Source organism: Bradyrhizobium sp. CCBAU 53338 (assembly GCF_015291665.1).
Classification (GTDB): Bacteria; Pseudomonadota; Alphaproteobacteria; order Rhizobiales; family Xanthobacteraceae; genus Bradyrhizobium.
This window is the reverse complement of the sequence record NZ_CP030049.1, coordinates 31,435-47,403: the sequence shown is the minus strand read 5'-3', so window position 1 is coordinate 47,403 and position 15,969 is coordinate 31,435. Positions and strand designations below refer to the sequence as shown.

At 59.6% G+C, this 15,969-nt stretch carries 17 protein-coding genes and 1 pseudogene; 9 read left to right on the top strand and 9 right to left on the bottom strand.

What is annotated here, in order from left to right; genetic code table 11:
- Positions 1-11 precede the first annotated feature (11 nt).
- Together XH90_RS34510 and XH90_RS34505 are read left to right on the top strand one after the other, a co-directional pair.
- Positions 12-611 carry an A24 family peptidase gene (locus tag XH90_RS34510; RefSeq protein WP_128930076.1) on the top strand — a complete coding sequence of 200 codons (600 nt, stop codon included), beginning with the start codon at positions 12-14 and terminating at the stop codon, positions 609-611.
- Positions 612-656: 45 nt separating this feature from the next.
- Entirely contained in the window at positions 657-1,142 is a 486-nt protein-coding gene (locus XH90_RS34505; protein ID WP_128930077.1) for an SEL1-like repeat protein, read from the top strand.
- Between the two features lie 732 nt (positions 1,143-1,874).
- Here the strand turns inward: XH90_RS34505 and XH90_RS34500 are convergent.
- Both XH90_RS34500 and XH90_RS34495 read right to left on the bottom strand, forming a co-directional pair.
- Positions 1,875-2,960, bottom strand: coding sequence for a TRAP transporter substrate-binding protein (locus XH90_RS34500; protein WP_128930203.1), 1,086 nt, complete (start codon positions 2,958-2,960; stop codon positions 1,875-1,877).
- Positions 2,961-3,048: 88 nt separating this feature from the next.
- Positions 3,049-4,779 (bottom strand): thiamine pyrophosphate-binding protein, encoded by a 1,731-nt coding sequence (locus XH90_RS34495; RefSeq protein WP_128930079.1) that lies wholly within the window; start codon positions 4,777-4,779, stop codon positions 3,049-3,051.
- Between the two features lie 129 nt (positions 4,780-4,908).
- On the opposite strand from XH90_RS34495, the gene XH90_RS34490 reads away from it, so the two are divergent.
- The 3 genes from XH90_RS34490 to XH90_RS34480 all read left to right on the top strand — a co-directional run bounded on the left by XH90_RS34490 (position 4,909) and on the right by XH90_RS34480 (position 8,959).
- Positions 4,909-6,384, top strand: a complete 1,476-nt coding sequence (locus XH90_RS34490; RefSeq protein WP_128955150.1) for an aldehyde dehydrogenase — start codon at positions 4,909-4,911, stop codon at positions 6,382-6,384.
- A gap of 131 nt (positions 6,385-6,515) precedes the next feature.
- The gene (locus tag XH90_RS34485; RefSeq protein ID WP_128930081.1) at positions 6,516-7,886 is read left to right on the top strand and encodes an amidohydrolase family protein; all 1,371 of its coding nucleotides are present in this window, start codon (positions 6,516-6,518) and stop codon (positions 7,884-7,886) included.
- A gap of 101 nt (positions 7,887-7,987) precedes the next feature.
- Entirely contained in the window at positions 7,988-8,959 is a 972-nt protein-coding gene (locus XH90_RS34480; protein WP_164933595.1) for a tripartite tricarboxylate transporter substrate binding protein, read from the top strand.
- Between the two features lie 27 nt (positions 8,960-8,986).
- Here the strand turns inward: XH90_RS34480 and XH90_RS34475 are convergent, their stop codons facing one another.
- Positions 8,987-9,781, bottom strand: a complete 795-nt coding sequence (locus XH90_RS34475) for a GntR family transcriptional regulator (protein WP_128930083.1) — start codon at positions 9,779-9,781, stop codon at positions 8,987-8,989.
- Positions 9,782-10,334: 553 nt separating this feature from the next.
- Here XH90_RS34475 and XH90_RS39910 point away from each other — a divergent pair.
- Both XH90_RS39910 and XH90_RS34470 read left to right on the top strand, forming a co-directional pair.
- Positions 10,335-10,457, top strand: a pseudogene (locus tag XH90_RS39910) (LysR family transcriptional regulator); the annotation flags it as partial.
- A gap of 39 nt (positions 10,458-10,496) precedes the next feature.
- Positions 10,497-11,294, top strand: a complete 798-nt coding sequence (locus XH90_RS34470) for a LysR substrate-binding domain-containing protein (RefSeq protein WP_232995557.1) — start codon at positions 10,497-10,499, stop codon at positions 11,292-11,294.
- A 790-nt stretch (positions 11,295-12,084) separates the two neighbouring features.
- Here XH90_RS34470 and XH90_RS34465 read toward each other — a convergent pair.
- Both XH90_RS34465 and XH90_RS34460 read right to left on the bottom strand, forming a co-directional pair.
- A complete protein-coding gene (locus XH90_RS34465) occupies positions 12,085-12,612 on the bottom strand; it encodes a GNAT family N-acetyltransferase (protein WP_128930085.1) in 528 nt (175 codons plus the stop codon).
- Entirely contained in the window at positions 12,600-12,914 is a 315-nt protein-coding gene (locus XH90_RS34460; protein ID WP_128930086.1) for a DUF1778 domain-containing protein, read from the bottom strand. Before XH90_RS34460 ends, XH90_RS34465 begins: the two co-directional genes overlap by 13 nt.
- A gap of 421 nt (positions 12,915-13,335) precedes the next feature.
- On the opposite strand from XH90_RS34460, the gene XH90_RS34455 reads away from it, so the two are divergent.
- Positions 13,336-13,623, top strand: a complete 288-nt coding sequence (locus XH90_RS34455; protein WP_128930087.1) for a type II toxin-antitoxin system Y4mF family antitoxin — start codon at positions 13,336-13,338, stop codon at positions 13,621-13,623.
- A 9-nt stretch (positions 13,624-13,632) separates the two neighbouring features.
- On the opposite strand, the gene XH90_RS34450 is transcribed toward XH90_RS34455, so the two are convergent.
- From XH90_RS34450 to XH90_RS34435, 4 genes are all read right to left on the bottom strand, one after another.
- Positions 13,633-13,863: a hypothetical protein gene (locus XH90_RS34450; RefSeq protein WP_188637393.1), complete on the bottom strand. Its 231-nt coding sequence runs from the start codon at positions 13,861-13,863 to the stop codon at positions 13,633-13,635.
- A 37-nt stretch (positions 13,864-13,900) separates the two neighbouring features.
- Positions 13,901-14,083, bottom strand: coding sequence for a hypothetical protein (locus XH90_RS34445; protein ID WP_188637394.1), 183 nt, complete (start codon positions 14,081-14,083; stop codon positions 13,901-13,903).
- 49 nt (positions 14,084-14,132) lie between these two features.
- On the bottom strand, positions 14,133-14,363 hold the full coding sequence (locus XH90_RS34440; RefSeq protein ID WP_188637395.1) for a hypothetical protein: 231 nt from the start codon (positions 14,361-14,363) through the stop codon (positions 14,133-14,135).
- Positions 14,364-14,572: 209 nt separating this feature from the next.
- On the bottom strand, positions 14,573-14,929 hold the full coding sequence (locus tag XH90_RS34435; protein WP_232995558.1) for an XRE family transcriptional regulator: 357 nt from the start codon (positions 14,927-14,929) through the stop codon (positions 14,573-14,575).
- 291 nt (positions 14,930-15,220) lie between these two features.
- Here XH90_RS34435 and XH90_RS34430 point away from each other — a divergent pair, with 291 nt between their 5' ends.
- The gene (locus XH90_RS34430; RefSeq protein WP_128930088.1) at positions 15,221-15,400 is read left to right on the top strand and encodes a hypothetical protein; all 180 of its coding nucleotides are present in this window, start codon (positions 15,221-15,223) and stop codon (positions 15,398-15,400) included.
- Positions 15,401-15,969: the final 569 nt, after the last annotated feature.

The following is a 15,969-nucleotide window of genomic DNA, read 5'->3' as shown; positions in this document are numbered from 1 at the left end:
CAACGAGGAAAATGCCGGAACGCCTCTCGCGTTGCTCGCAAAAGTTTCTCACGTTCCGAGCACCGACCCACGTCACGGTCACGGCGGCATTCGTCCTCTGCGCCGTCTGCATGGCGACGAGCGTCGCAGCGGATCCGAGCTCCGCAGGCCTCCTCGGGGCGGCATTCTCCGCCGTTGCCATCGCAATCGCCGTTATAGATGCGCGACTCTTCGTAATACCAGACGAACTGACCATCCTGGCGCTTGTACTCGGATTGGCAAACGTGTTCGTGCAACCTCCAGACTGGATGGTGCCGACGCTCGCGACGGCAGCATCGCGCGGAGCGGCATTAGCCGCGATGTTCTGGCTATTGCGCATCGCCTACAGGTCCGTCCGTCTGCGCGACGGCATCGGGTTGGGGGACGTCAAACTCGCCGGCGTTGCTGGAGTCTGGCTCGATTGGAATCTGATTCCAATCGCAATCGAGGTCGCGGCCGGATCAGCTTTAATCGCCTGCGGAATTGCGGCGCTTCTCCGTCGCGACAGCATCCAAGCCATCACCCGGCTGCCGTTCGGTCTGTTCTTCGCGCCAGCCATTTGGGTCACATGGCTGATATGGAAGGTCTGGTGAGGTTCGAATGATCGTTGCAGATTGCAAATCGACTCGGGAACATCTATGAAGAATGCACGCCCCCTGATCGGAACTTTGTTCCTCACACTGTGGACTATCGGCAACGTGTTCGGCGCCGAACTCTCCGAAAACGGGCGCTCATTCGCGCGGCGACATGTTTCGGCGGCGGGCGGTGCGATTGAAGCATGCCGGTCCGCTCGAGCCGCAGCTGTCTTGGGCTTCAGGCACGAACATGGCTTCAATGTCCCGCAGTCCTACGAGATAGCCGCGGCGTATTACCACACGGCAGCCGCATGCGGTGATCCGACAGGCCAATATTTGTTCGGCCTCTCCTACGATAAGGGGCATGGCGTTGCGCAGGATGGCGTTCTTGCGTACATGTGGCTGAATTTGGCTGCCGCCCACGCTCCTCAGCTACGGCGCCCGTATTACCTTCGAACAAGAGACGCGGTAGCCAATAATCTCACGCCTGCACAACTCAGCCAAGCTCAATGGCTAGCCATTCAATGGCGGCCCGGAACGGCACCTTAATCCCACTTTTCGAGGTTCCGACCAGGCCTTCTTCGATCATGTGCGAATGGTGCTAGCCGTCGCTTTTCGCGGCGCAGCTAGGATGCATCTGTAGACTCTCGGTTCGGCGGCGTGGCGGTCGACGTCGGTTCTGATCTGCTCGGGTTCGGCGCACGAGCCACCGGTCTTGCGCGCCTTCTGCTCAATTCCTTCGCTCGGAATAGCGAAATTCACAGCGAGCAGATCATTGCCGTGCCTTCTTAAGTTACGCCTTGCTTGCGTATTCACGTGGAGCCAGCCCGGCAATTTGGCTATAAAATGCGGAAAGTCAGTCCCATGGGCGGGTGACAAGGTCTGCCGGAGTTGCCGCCCCGGCGCCGAGCGGTTTTGGCGGTCCCAATCCGTCCAACATGATTGCATCGCCTTCCGGCGGCACCAACCTACTCCGCATGCGCCGGCTCGGGCTGTCCTGTGTTCGTGCTGAATTCGTTACTGGGCGTCGTTGCCGAGTAAGAACTCTGCGGCGTAGCACTATATATATCGCGTCAGGGCCCAGAGTTGTGTTACCGCACACAGTTCGAGGGGATGACGGAGCGTGCGCGGTAAGACCCTCACGATCCATATTCGGCCGCAGCCAGTCCAAGAAGGATAGCCAGCACGAAACTTCTTGGGCATCGTTTGAACGCGGCTGCTGGAAGTCGCCTGAGTTGCCGATGCGAAGCGCGGGCCCCCGAGCCCTAGAGACCGATCCGGTCACGTCTTGTACAAGCTATACAGATTGGATTCGAAGCTCGCTTCTGCGACCCTGAACCAGGTCACGATGTCCTCACGAAACTTCAGCCATTCGCTGTAGATCTTGCGAAACTCGGCATTCTTCTCCGTCTCTTCGGCGTAGAGCGAGAATGCCGCGCGATAGCCGCCCTCCATGATCTCGCGCGAGAATGGCCTGAGCTCGGTGCCGTTTGCGATCAGCCGACGCAGCGGCGCCATGTTGCTGGCGTCGTAATGCGACAGCATGTCCCAGGAGGCCTCCGCGGCGGCCACCTCGAATGCCCGCTGATAATGAGCAGGCAAGGCCGACCAAGCCTTCGCTCCTACATAGAAGGCCAACTGCCCCGTGCAATCCCACCAGCCCGGGTAATAGTAATATTTTGCGACTTTGTTGAAGCCCAGCTTCTCGTCATCGTAGGGGCCGACCCATTCGACCGCGTCAATCGTGCCTCTTTCTAGTGCAGCATAGGTGTCGCCGCCGGCAATGTTCTGAGGAACGACGCCGAGGCGTGCGACCACGTCGCCCGCAATGCCGGGGATGCGCATCTTGAGGCCCTTCAGATCATTGAGCGTATTGACCTCGCGGCGAAACCAACCGCCCATCTGCACGCCCGTGCTGCCGCCGGGAAAGTTCACGACGCCGTAGGACTTGAAGAACTCCCTGAACAGTTCGAGCCCGCCGCCGCGATACATCCACGACAGATGCTGGCGTGGCGTCATTCCGAACGGCAGCCCGGTGTCGATCGCAAACGCCTTGTTCTTGCCGCTGTAGTAGATCGATGCCGTGTGTCCTATCTCGACCGTTTCGCTCTGCACGGCATCGAGTACCTGCAGGCCTGGCACGATTTCCCCGGGGCCGAACACCTGAATCTGGAAGCCGCCATCCGTCATCTCCTCGACGTGCTTGGCAAGGCGAACGGCGATACCGTGAATGGTGTCGAGGTTCTTGGGATAGCTGGACGCCAGGCGCCAGCGGATCGTGGCCTTTTGCGCTCGGACGACAGAGGGGGCGGTCAGCGGCAACAGGCCGACCGCGGCAACTCCAACAATAGCTCGACGGGTCTTCATGGTTCCACCCTGGTTCTTTATGATTGTTGATTGTCGTAGGTTGGATCGCTGACGGCGTGCCCGCTCCTCCGGCGCGCCGTCCGCCAATCTAGAGCTTCCGTTCCATCACGGCATCGAAATTGGTGACGGGCGGAAAGGCTTCCTTGTCGATGACGACGTCGATCACGAACGGATTGGATGCCTTCATTGCGACCGCCATGGCTGCCACAAATTCCTCGCGATTGGTGGCGCGTGCGCCCCTTGCACCCAGCGCGATTCCGGCCGCGGCGAAGTCGACGCGCCCGAAATCGTTCGCTTCCGCAACCACATTTCCCTTCCAGCGATATTTCTCGTGATATTCGAAGGCGAGCGCGCTGTTGTTCATGACGATGATCACGACCGGCAGCCTGTAGCGAACCGCCGTCTCGACATCAGCCAGGTGATAGCCGGCGCCGCCGTCGCCGGTAATGCATACCACCTTCTCCGATCGCGCGATCTGGACGCCGAGCGAGGCGGGGAGCGCCCAGCCGAGCGATCCGACTGCGCGGAAGAAGGCGTCGTAACGCAGCGTCGGGAACAGCACGCCGGTCCAGGCAGCCATGTAACCTGTGTCTGCGACCAGCGTGATCTCGCTGCCATAGCGGGAGAGCTCGTCGAGCACCGAAAGCGGGGAGAGGGCCGTGTTGCCACCTGACGCAGCGAGTTGTTCGCGGTGATTAGCTGTCCATTTATCAGTATCGCGGCGGCAGCGGTCCAGCCAGGCGGACGATGTCCGCAAATTCTGCTGTTTAACGAGGTCAAGTAGGTCGGTGAGGAAGATCTTGATGTCGGCGCGGACACCGAGGCGTGGCGCGTAGGTGTTAATGAGGGAAGCCGGATCATGGTCGATCTGGATCACGGTCGCCTTGCGGCTCGGCAAAGTGTAGCCGTTGGTTGCCAGTCCGCCCAATCGGGTCCCGAGAGCGAGGGCGCAATCGGCCTCTGCCACGAGCTTGTTGGCGCTCACCGAGGAATAGCGTCCGACGATGCCGCAGAAATTCGGGTGTGACGTCAGAATGGCCGGCTTGCCGCCAGCCGTGGCAACGATCGGGATGCCCGCAAGGTCCGACAGCAGTGCCAGTTCGGCCCACGCGCCGGCAAGCCGCACGCCCTCGCCGACAAACAGAACCGGGCGCTCCGCGCGCTTGAGGAGGTCGAGCGCCGTAGCAACCTCGGTGCCGAGCGCACGCACCTTGCTGGCGGCATTTGAGTAGGAACGTTCTAGCCGGTTCGCGGTTTGCGGGTCCCCGGGCAGCGCGAAGAAATTCTTCGGCACGTCGAGATGGGTGGGTCCGCATGTCGGTGTCGCCGCGATGTGAAGCGCCTGCGAGACGAGACTCCCAGTCATCTCAGGAGCGGCGACGGCACCGTTCCACTTCGTGACGGGCTGGAAAATGACATGTTGGTCGAGGTCCTGATACTCGTTCATGTGCAGGGCTTGCGTCGCGGTCGCTCCTGTCAGCGCGAATACCGGCGATTGGGCCCAGACGGCATCTGCCAGTGCGGCCGCGACGTTGGCGGCGCCGGGCCCGGCCTGCCCATAGGCCGGCGCGACGCGGCCGCTGGCGCGGGCATAACCGTCCGCCATGTAGACCGCGCTGGCCTCGCTGCGTGCGACCACCATTCGAATTCCGGCATCGCGAAGCGCGATCCACAACGGCTGGTCGCCGCCGGTGAGGAGGAAGAAGTTCTCGACACCGGCATGCTTTAGCGCAGCGGTGATGTCGGTGGCCACGTTGTTTGTCATTCTAGTCCTCCCCGCGCGGGTTCGTCGACCTGCAACGTCAATAAAGTATGTCATACCGTATTATTGCAAAAGATATTTTGTCAAACCTCCCTCAGGGCGCGTAGTAAGCAATAGCTTGACCTCACTAAAAGCCAATAATACGATATTATGATTCCAGATATTTATGCTGCAGGGAGGCGTTCCGTGAAGAAGTACCAGATGTATATCGGTGGAAAGTGGGAGGATCCGGCCTCGGGCGAGTGGTTCGAGACCATGAATCCCTACACCGCCGAGCCATGGGCGTTGATCCCGCGCGGCAATGCCGAGGATGCCGCGCGCGCAGTCCAGGCGGCGCATCGGGCGATGAATGTGGGGCCGTGGCCCAAGCTGAATGCAACGCAGCGCGGCGCGCTGATGCGCAAGCTGGGGGACCTGATCGCGGCGAATGCAGAGCGGCTCGCCGAGATCGAAGTGAGGGACAACGGCAAGCTGATCAGCGAGATGCGAGGGCAGCTCAATTACATTCCGCAATGGTACTATTACTTCGGCGGCCTCGCGGACAAGATTCAGGGCTCGGTCATCCCGATCGACAAGCCCAACATGTTCACCTACACCAAGCACGAGCCGGTCGGCGTCGTCGTCGGTATCATCCCCTGGAATTCGCCGTTGATGCTGGTCGCCTGGAAGCTTGCGCCGGCGCTGGCGGCCGGAAATACCGTGGTGCTCAAGCCCTCGGAATTCACCTCCGCATCGCTCCTCGAGATGATGGCGCTGGTGGAGGAGGCGGGCTTCCCCCCTGGGGTCATCAACGTGGTTACCGGCTTTGGCAATGAGGTCGGGCCGGCGCTGGTCGAGCATCCTCAGGTCGCCAAGGTCGCGTTCACCGGCTCCGATGCCACCGGCCAGAAGATCTACAAGGGCGCTGCGCGCGGCCTGAAACGCGTCAGCCTGGAGCTGGGCGGCAAGTCGCCCAATATCGTGTTCGACGACGCCAATCTCGACAATGCGGTCAACGGCGCCATTGCCGGAATCTTCGCGGCCGTCGGGCAGGCGTGCATCGCCGGTTCGCGAATGCTGGTACAGGAATCTGTCCACGACGCCTTCGTCGAAAAGCTCCTGAAGGCGGCGGCCACGATCAAGATGGGCGATCCAATGCAGAACGAAACACAGGTCGGGCCGGTCGCCAACCGGCCGCAGTTCGACAAGGTCCTCGCCTATATGGAGATCGGCAAGAAGGATGGCGCGCATCTGGCACTCGGAGGCGATCGTGCCCATCGGCCGGAATGCGGCAAGGGTCTCTTCGTCGAGCCCACGGTCTTCACCGGCGTCAAGAACAGCATGAGGATCGCGCAGGAGGAGGTGTTCGGCCCGATCCTGTCCGTGATCCCATTTCGCGATGAGGAGGAAGCCGTCGAGATCGGCAACGACATCCTCTTTGGTCTGGCCGCAGGCGTCTGGACGCAGAACATGAAGCGCGCCCATGTCATGGCTGACCGGCTAAAGGCCGGCATGGTCTGGGTCAATACCTACCGCACGGTGAGCTACATGGCCCCGTTCGGCGGTTACAAGCGCAGCGGTCTCGGTCGCGAAAACGGCATCGAGGCCATCAACGAATACATGCAGACCAAGACCGTCTGGATGAGCAGCGGCGACGAGCCCTATCCGTTCGTGCTGCGATAAATCGCTGAGTTAGGTGATCCAGGGCGCATCGTCTCGGGATCAATTGCTAATTGCTCGTAATATAGTACTATAAGATTTAATGGCCCCTGGGACCAACCCGTGGGGAACGAGGAAACAGGGAGGAGCGCCGCATGAGAGCCGCATCGGTCGTCATCTTGGCCATCGCGGGCCTGTGTCTATCGGGCATGCCGGGACAGGCGCAAACAAAGTCAGTCGTCCTGAAGGGAGCCACTCTGATCGACGGAGCGGGTGGAAAGCCGCTTCCCGATTCCGTCTTGGTCATTCGCGACGGACGCATCGCGGCCGTTGGGTCCGTAACGGCGGTGCCGGTGCCATCCGATGCCGATGTCGTTGACCTCAAGGGCAAGTCCATCATCCCCGGCATGATCTCGGATCATTCCCATGTGGGTATCGTCAGGGGCCTCAAGGCGAGTCCGGACAACTATAATCGCGACTACATCTTGTCCCAACTTCGACAGTGGGAGGCCTATGGCGTCACCACGATCACGTCGCTGGGCCTGAACGCACCTGAATTCTACGATCTGCGAGCGGATCTACATGCCGGCAAGGCGCCAGGGGCCGACATCTTTGGCGCCGACCGCGGCATTGGGGTTGCGATGGGAGCACCGCCCGTGGCGATCGTTCCCGTCGGCCCGAACCAGATCTATCGCCCGGATACGCCCGACGCAGCGCGCGAAGCGGTGAGGGAGATGGCGGGACGCAAGACCGACCTGATCAAGATCTGGCTTGACGACTTCGGCAAGCTGCTGCCAGTCAAAGTGAAGCCGGAGGTCTATACCGCCGCCGTCGACGAGGCCCACAAGAACGCGCTTCGGGTCGCCTTCCACATCAACGACCTCGAAGATGCTCAGGCCGCCCTGAAGGCCGGCGCTGACATTCTGGCGCACGGCATCCGTGACAAAGAGATCGATCCGCCGACGATCGAATTGATGAAGAAGAATGCCGCCTGGTACGTTCCCACCTTGGCGCTCGACGATTCAAATTTCATTTTTGCCGACAAGCCGCAGGTCTCGGCGGATCCGTTCGTGAACCGGGCACTGGATCCCGCCGTGAAGACGCAATTGGAGGATCCGGCTTGGCAGCAGAAGGTCCATGACGCACCAGCTTCCGAGCGCGCCCGCAAGGCGCTGGCGATGAACCAGAAGAACCTGATGACGCTTTACAAGGCAGGTATCGGCATCGGGTTCGGATCCGATTCCGGCGTGGGCCTGCGTTTCCCCGGCATTGCCGAACATCGTGAGCTCGATCTCATGGTTGAAGCCGGCCTCACGCCGATGCAGGCGCTGACCATCGCGACCAGCGGCGCGGCGAAGCTGCTCAAGCTGGATGACCGCGGTGTCCTGCTAGCTGGCAAGCTCGCCGATCTCGTCGTGCTCGACGCCGATCCATCGGCCGACATAGCCAACGTCCACAAGATCTCGGCGGTCTGGCACCGCGGAAAACCTGTTGCAGGGCCGATCGCAACGTTTGCGCAGCGATAAGGAGAATGGGCGGGGCCGGCGACGCTTGCATGCCGTCCTGGGCCACCCCCCGAACTGTTGGTCCGAAGTCTTGTTCTCGATCATCACCTCGGGAGAAACACATGGGACAACTGACACGACGTGCCGTGCTCGCCGGCGCACTCGCCACCCCCTTTGTTGCCAGGGCAGAGGACTGGCCTGCGGGTCAGATGAAGTTCATCATCCCGTTTCCTGCCGGCGGAACGCTGGACGCTATCGCCCGTCTGGTTCAGCCGGGTTTGCAGCAGAGACTGGGAACGACGATCATCATCGAAAACCGTCCGGGCGCAGCGGGCAGCATCGGCGCGGCGGCAGTGGCGAAGTCACCGCCAGATGGCCGCACGTGGCTGTTCGTATTCGATACTCACGCGACCAACCCGGTGACGCAGCCGAGCCTGCCATATAATTCCGAGACAGATCTGGATCCGGTCATGCTGGTCGGTACGGCGCCGAACATCATTGCCTGTCAGCCGTCACGCCCTTACCAGACTTTGGCTGAGTTGATCGCTGCGTCGAAAGCCAAGCAGGGCGGCTTCGCATTTGCGTCGGCTGGAACGGCGAGTCTTGGCCATCTCACGATGCTGCTGCTTGCCAAACGCTCCGGCGCGCAGTGGAGCCACGTTGCCTATAAGGGAGCAGCCCCCGCGGTGAACGACGCGATTGCGGGACATATTGACCTGATCATCGCAGCGACCACGGTGCTCAACAGCCAGATCGACGCCAAGTTGCTGCGCCCTCTCGCTCAGACCGGCGCAACACGCCACCCGACCCTTCCCGACGTACCGACGCTCGCCGAAAGCGGGTTTCCCGATCTCGTCGCGACGCCTTGGTGGGGACTGTATGCGCCCGGGAAGACGCCCAAACAGATCATCGCGCGTTTCAATACAGAGATGCGCGCGGTTCTGAAGGACGCCAGCGTGACGGGACGGATCAACGCGATGGGGCTGACGGTCGCTGCGAGCGATCCGGACTACATGCGCAACTTTTACGCGGAGCAGGCGCATATTTGGGGGCAGGTGGTTCGAGACAACGGTCTCCAGGCCGAGGGTGGATAGCAGATAGACCATCGCGCGGACCGGTTTTTACATCGTCACCCTACCGACCGGATTATTTGGTGCCGCGTCACGGCGCGGCCGTCCCCGCGGACGTTTCGCCCGAAGCGCGGCTTCCGCGTCCAGCGCGGCCTGGTGTTCCGCCGCCACCTCCAGCTGCTCCAGCACCTTGAGGGTTGCTCTCGCGCCCATGTTGACGTGATTGACGGCAGCCTGCCACGCCGCCTGCGGCTTCCGTGTGATGATCGCGTCGATTATCGCATGGACCTCGACAGCGTTTTCCTTCAGGCGTTCGGGCTGCGACAGAACAATGGGACGAAGATAGCTGAGACGTGCGCGAATGACGCTCACGAAGCCCTTGACGACGCTGTTGGCCGAAACGCTCATCAGGAATTCGTCGAGCTGATTCTTGCATTCGAGCACCTTAGCAACGCTACCTGATTTGAAGGCGCGGTCCAAATCTCGTTTGAGCCGGTGCAAGTCCTTGATTTCGCGCTCAGAGATCCGCTCGGCGGCGGTCCTTGCCGTCAGCCCTTCCAGCATACCCCTGACTTCATAGTGTTGCCGCGCCTCGTCGGGGGATACCCGCGCCACCACGGGTCCTTGATTGGGGATGTTGTCGACGATGCCCTCGGCCTCCAGTTGCCGCAGGGCTTCACGGACGGCAGTCCTACTGACGCCGGTCCATGCACACAGCTCGCCTTCCTTCAACCGCTCGCCTGGTTGAAAGCGGCCATCAATGATGGCGGTGCGCAGATTGCTTGCGACCTGTTGCCGGAGCGGTGCGGCCTTGGCCGGTACGCGCTGGACTTTGGAAACCTTCACGCAGTAATTCCTTGTACTAATTCGGTAATTGGTATCATACAATACTAGTTGATTATCCTGCTGCCTAGCTGCGATTTAGTCTCCTCAGGCTTGAGACGCTCGGACTGACATTGCCGAATATCCAACTTGCACTGGGCGAGAACGAGCCGCGGTCGAAAGAGTTGCCGCCGCACGCGCCTTGCCATCCTTGCTCACCAGGCGTCAAGGTCGGAAAGGGGTCCTGCGGATTGCGGCTCAACGAAGCACGTTCTCGCGGTCCTTTTCGCAGATCGCCGTTCAGGCCCCGCAGACCCATTCATACCTACGATGCCGGAGAGCTCGGCAGCCGCCGCCCTTGCGATGCGTTTGCCCAAGCTAGCTGGCGAATGGGCGAGGAAGAAACCAACGTCTACTGGTGCGCTCTGCCAGGCTCGCATAAGCTGAGTGGCTAACATGTGAGGGCCAAAAATTCATGCGGCAAGCTCGGTTTGACGGTTGGTTGCAGAGCTGTCGCGGTCCCGTCCGCACAAGCCGAACGGCATTTGCTATGTATCAATTCGCCCGTTCATAAGCCATGGACCTACGACAGCTTCGGTACTTCGTTTTCGTCGCGGATCTGAAGAGCATCGCCCGCGCTTCGGCTCACCTCGGCGTAGCAGGCCCTGCCATCAGCCGGTCAATCAGTGCTCTCGAAGACGAACTGCGAACGCCGCTGTTCGACCGAGACGGGAGAGGCATGCAGATGACGGAAGCAGGCCTCATGCTGCACCGAAGCGCATCCCAAATCCTGCGCGACGTGGAGCTTGTTCGTCAGGAGGTCATGGCCGAAGGAAAACACCTGACCGGCGACGTGATTATCGGAGCCACGCCGTCGGTTATCGCCATGGCGGGAGCGGAGCTCATCAGGGCCTGTCGCGAACGTCTGCCTCGCGTTCGTCCGCGCTTACTTGAGGGATATAGCGCTTATTTGCAAAACTGGGTGCTGACCGGCTCGATCGATGTCGCATTAGTCAACGGCCTTCAGCCAGATAGCCCGCGCCTCGTCAGTGAGTGCCTTGCCGTCGAGCGGCTGTTCGCCATCGGGCCACCAGGGATGTTCGCTGGCGATCCGGTCGGCCTTGCGAGCCTCCTTGAACATGCTCTGCTGCTTCCGTCGGCTCAAAATCCGATCCGAAGTTTGCTGGATGCGGGCGCCGCTGGCCTCAATCTCTCCGTATCCACGGTGCTGGAGATCGATTCCGTTACCCTTCTGAAAGACCTCGTGCGACAGGGCCTTGCTCCCGCTGTCCTCCCCTTCGGCGCTGTCAAATACGAGCTCGAGACTGGCGTCTTGAGCGCCAGCCCCATTGTCACCCCCGAAATCAGAAGCGATCTGGACCTCATTTACCTTGCCGATCGTCCGCCAACGCGAGTGGCATCCGAGGTGATCGACATGCTTCTGGAAATCCTACGCCAGATCGTTTCCAAAAAGGAGCCGAATGGTTTCGTCGAGATCCGGCATCGCGCCAGCGTCCGCCGCAAGGCAAAGACGTAGCCAAATCGCCGACAGCCAGAAGCGCGTGCCCACATAGCTCGATAGTGTCCACTGCTCGTAAAGGCCGGTGCGCAACACTCGAAACGAGGCAATGGTACCGGAGCCAAAGGCCATCATGGGTGTTAAGCGCTGGCGACTTCGCAATGAAGGCGTGATCCCTTTGTCGGCCTAACTGTTTCTGCGCGTTTGAGATGGGGCGTCTGAGGTTGACCTTCGCCAAACCGTCGCACGGATTCCGGCCGCCGTGAACGGCAGCAACTCCAGCCAAGGCTCAATTTCCCAGACCGTGATCTTCACTGGCCTTTCCGCGTCGGAATTGTGGGGCAGGCAGGGGTCAATGTCGATTTCACCAAGCGTAAGTTTCATGTTCATGAGCGCGCCGACGAATACAATCAGCTCGGCCGCCCGAAATCAGGCTCGGAGGAGCGTTCGTCCCATTGCCGCCGATCGCATTCAATGCGTTGCGTGAATGGAGGCTGCAATGTCCCAAGCCCGATCTCGGATCGGTGTTTCCAGTCCGGTGAAGGACGTCGAGATCGTCACCCGCGATTACATGGTCAAACGGGGCCCTGTGACCGGTGCAAATCGCCGCCGGTATCACCAAGTTAGGTAAGGCTCCAACGAGAAGGCCATGGACGCCGCAAAATATCCGGGCTTCACTCTCTTTCGGCACTTCTTTGCGAGCTGATATATAAACCGCAAGGTTGATGGCGGGCTTGAATTGCGGCGCCTAAGGTGGTCCAGGAGCGGCTCGGCCATTCGGTACTGGGGCAGTTGGATTGTGACGCCATTAGAGTGCGTCGATGGCAGTTTCGATAGGGAGGAAAAATGTTCGGGACCCAATCGGACTTTCTATGAATTCCGCTTCTTTCCAAAAAGCGGCAGCCTTCTCATCGATCGCGTGTACCAGGATGGCGCGAATACCGATCGTTTCAGATGCGTGAACGATTTGGTGGAGGGCATGTTGAAGCAGGTCTTGGCCGAGCCCCTTGCCCTTGTAGGTAAGATCTCGCGCCAAGCGGCCTATAATGGCTACAGGTACGGGATTTGGGAGTCCGTGCCTTTTTATGGGCGGCTTGGGAATTGCAGCCCTCTCAACACTTCCAGAGGCGATGCAGTAGTAGCCTACGACCGAATTGCCCTCGCAAACAACATAGGTGCGAGCAGTCTTGCCCTCGCTGTCGAGGGCGCGATTCTTCAACCAATCGGTCAGGGCTTCATTACCGCAATCAAAGCGGCTAAAGTCATGCGTCGGCTTGAGAAGCGTGGGGGAGGTTATGCCCGCACGCTTCCTCGGATGTTCGATTACTTCTGCCAAAGCGGCTTACGCTTCATCAGTGCCTTCAACTTGGTCCCGGCCGGAGGCGGGTTATCAAGTGCATTCAAGAAGGCATCGTGCTTCTCTGGATCAAGGACAAATAACCTTTGGTCCAAAAGCACATCGATGGCATGTTGCCGCGCACTATCCAGCATGAATTCGCTAAGCGTCTTGCCCACCGCCACTGCAGCGGTATCGATCAAGTGCTTTACCTGTGCGGTAGCGCGAATGTGGATATTGGTTTCGCTCCGGACGCGGCGCGACCTTACTCGCGCCGCAGGGCGCTGTAGTGCTGCTTCCATTGCGGTTACTCCTCACTTCTTATGAAGCGTTATATTGCATTCGTGTACACAATGTCAACACGGTTCGAATGGTTCCGAAGAAACTATCCAAAAAAGGGCCGAAGAGGACATAAGTGACCAATGGATCAACCGAAACGTTCACATAACCCAACTTAACTCCCCAAGTCGATTCTCAACGGGCGAGGTCCCTGGCAACGGTCGGAAAACCAAAAGCGGAAAAAACCCAGCTGCGGTCGAGCGGGGTCGCCGCTTGCTTGGTCAATGCCAAACTAAGCCGCTGTCGGCGTCTCAAATGATTGGACATCCCGGCGCAGATGTCGTCGATCGGCGACATTCTAAAATGTTGTCAAACGCTGACATTTCCGATTGTCAGCGAACGGCGACACGGTAATGTAAGCGATCGCTGACATTTGGATGTTCCATGCTCACACGTACCGCAGCCGATCTTGGCGCCGTCATCCGCGACCGGCGCAAGCGCCTCAAGCTCGATCAGTCGACGCTAGCTAAACAGGTTGGTGTCAGTCGCCAATGGATCATCGAAGTCGAGCATGGCCACCAGCGCGCAGAACTCGGGCTCATCCTTCGCGTCCTTGATGCTCTCGGCATCAAGCTCGATGCAGACAGCAATCTCTCCTCGGGCCACGCCGCCCCGAAGTCCGCCGTCGATCTGGATGCCATTGTGGCGAAAGCCAAGAAAGGCAAGCCATAATGGCCGAGCTCATTGCACTCCTTGAACGAAGTCGGTCGCGTCCGTAGTGATGCACGCGGCCGGCTGATCGTCGACGTTGGAAATCAGTGCATTGAACGTCATGCGTCGAAAAAGTTCTTTCGCATCCTTTCCCGGCTCCTCCGTGACCCGGCGCATCTCTTCCGCCATCAACACATAGGACCAGCGATCGCGCATCTCGACGGCTTCATCAGCTCGCAAACCGGTTAGCCCGCTGATCATCCGCGAACGCAAATATCCCTTGCCCGTCTACGTGCGATCAAAGCGCTTGACGAGAAGAACGTCCTTCGCTGCAAACCTTGGCCAACTCGAGCATCGCGCGTTCGACGCGAGTGTTGTTCCAGCGGTCGTCCGGACGATTGAACTTTGCGATCCAGAATCCGTGGTCATCTTCGACGACAGCTTTCGGACGGGCTCCGCCCATGGAGGTGCCGAGCAGCATCCAGTCTCGAACCTGGGCGCCTTCCTCGGTTTTACATCTTCCTAGAGCATCAAGGCTTCGGCGATTTCCTGAAGCTTTGCAAGTTCGAGCGTCTTGTTGAATTTGCGACGTGGTGCCGGAGGTTGTTGACCAAGTCCAAACCAAGCGCCCCTACGCCGTCGTCGGCTGAATTCAGCAGATAGTCGAGTTCGCCAAGCTGGGGAACCCCGGCATGCTTCTCGATGACGCGGCGACCCCAATAGTCCGAGCTTGCATCGCGTAACGCGCCAAAGACCGCCATTCAGTCGGCCTGTTTCGTAAGTCTCATCCGATAATTCAAGCTCGATAGGATCAATCGCGACCGCATCTCCGTTTGAGAGGTACAACTTGCCGTAGACGAAGCGAGCCAATGCATTGCCACGGCGATCCTTAGCGAGCTAGAATCGGGCCGGCGGTTATCGGTTCGGTCTGACACGGCAGCGTGATGTAGACGAAGCATTCGGTGTTGCTTTAGAAGTCATTGTCGAGCCCTCCGGACTTGCGCGCCCGCTTGCGTTCCCGCGTCGCTTGCAGAGCAATCCCTTCCCTGTCCTTTGAGGGGTCAGCGAGTTCTTCGAGGGGCTGGAGCATATCGTAGAGCCACAGCAGCCCGGCATACACCACGATACCCGTCGATGCTTTGCCCTTTTCGGCGTCCATAACAGCGCGCACGCCCGTTCCAATTCTGCTGGCTGCGTCCTGCATGGTCATGTTGCGGCGGATGCGTGCAGTACGCAGATCCGCTCCCAATTGCGTGAGCGTCCGTGACACCGGGTAAGGGGGCGCCTTTTGAAGTTTGTTGGTTGCTACCATGCTCTTGAAGGCCATTAAGCAGATTATTATGCTCTTAAGAGCATACAGCAATTTCCTGCAGTTTGCCATATTTTGCTTTTAAGAGCGCTTTATGTGCGATAATTTGCTCTCAAGAGCACTTATTCCATTTTCTAGTGCCGTAAATATATCAACGGGATATGTAACCAAAATATGCAGCTATTAGTTGTGAAAGTTCCTATGATAATCTATTTGGGAAGCTCTTTGACTCGTCAGGGGCAGCCATTTGGGACCAGCACCGAGGGTGCCGCCAGTCACGACTAACCAGGCGGGTCGGAATCCAGAAACATGTCTGGAGCCAACAACGAACAGCTTCGTCCGCCGCCGAGCTGGGACAAATTCGAGGAAATCTGCGCGGATCATTTTTCGCGCATCTGCAAGGACAACCAACACGACCGTGCCGGGCAAGGCAACTCGGCGTCGATGACTACGGCAAGGATAGCGGAGCTGATGCGAGATGAAGCGTGAGTTGACCTCCGAGATCGTCACGCGCGTTGTCAAGGAGGTGCGAAGCACTAATGTTGTTGCTGGTCCCAGCCCTGCGCAGGCACCGACCGGTCGGTCTGATCCACTGGACAACGGCTGACGGAAGCGCTCGAGCGCGACTACGCTGCGCGTTGCGAACCCCTTCTCCAGCAATCGGTCTTTCCCGAACTCCACAAACGAGACGAGCTCCCGCCGCTCCTTCCGATTTGCTGGAAACGAAAGGCAGGCCGCGTACGCTTCTCCCGGCACAGACGCTCGCGTCCGTGAATCAGTCGCAGAGATCCAGGCTTCGCCATCGTCTCCGGATCTCTCGCGAAATACGGCCTTGCTGACTTTGTCGCGTGACAGATTGGCCCTCCCAGGCTTGTCACCGTACGCATCAAGACTCTGGAGAAGAGGCTGCTTAGATGGGCACGGAACGGGAGGAACTCTTCTCACACGATGATCAAGAAGGGGGCGTCGGGCACGCCGCCGCCGCAGCAGGCAGCCGCGGGCGGAGGACTAATGCTCCCTTAAAGCTGGATTGCCCAAACGGTAATTCGGCTGTCACC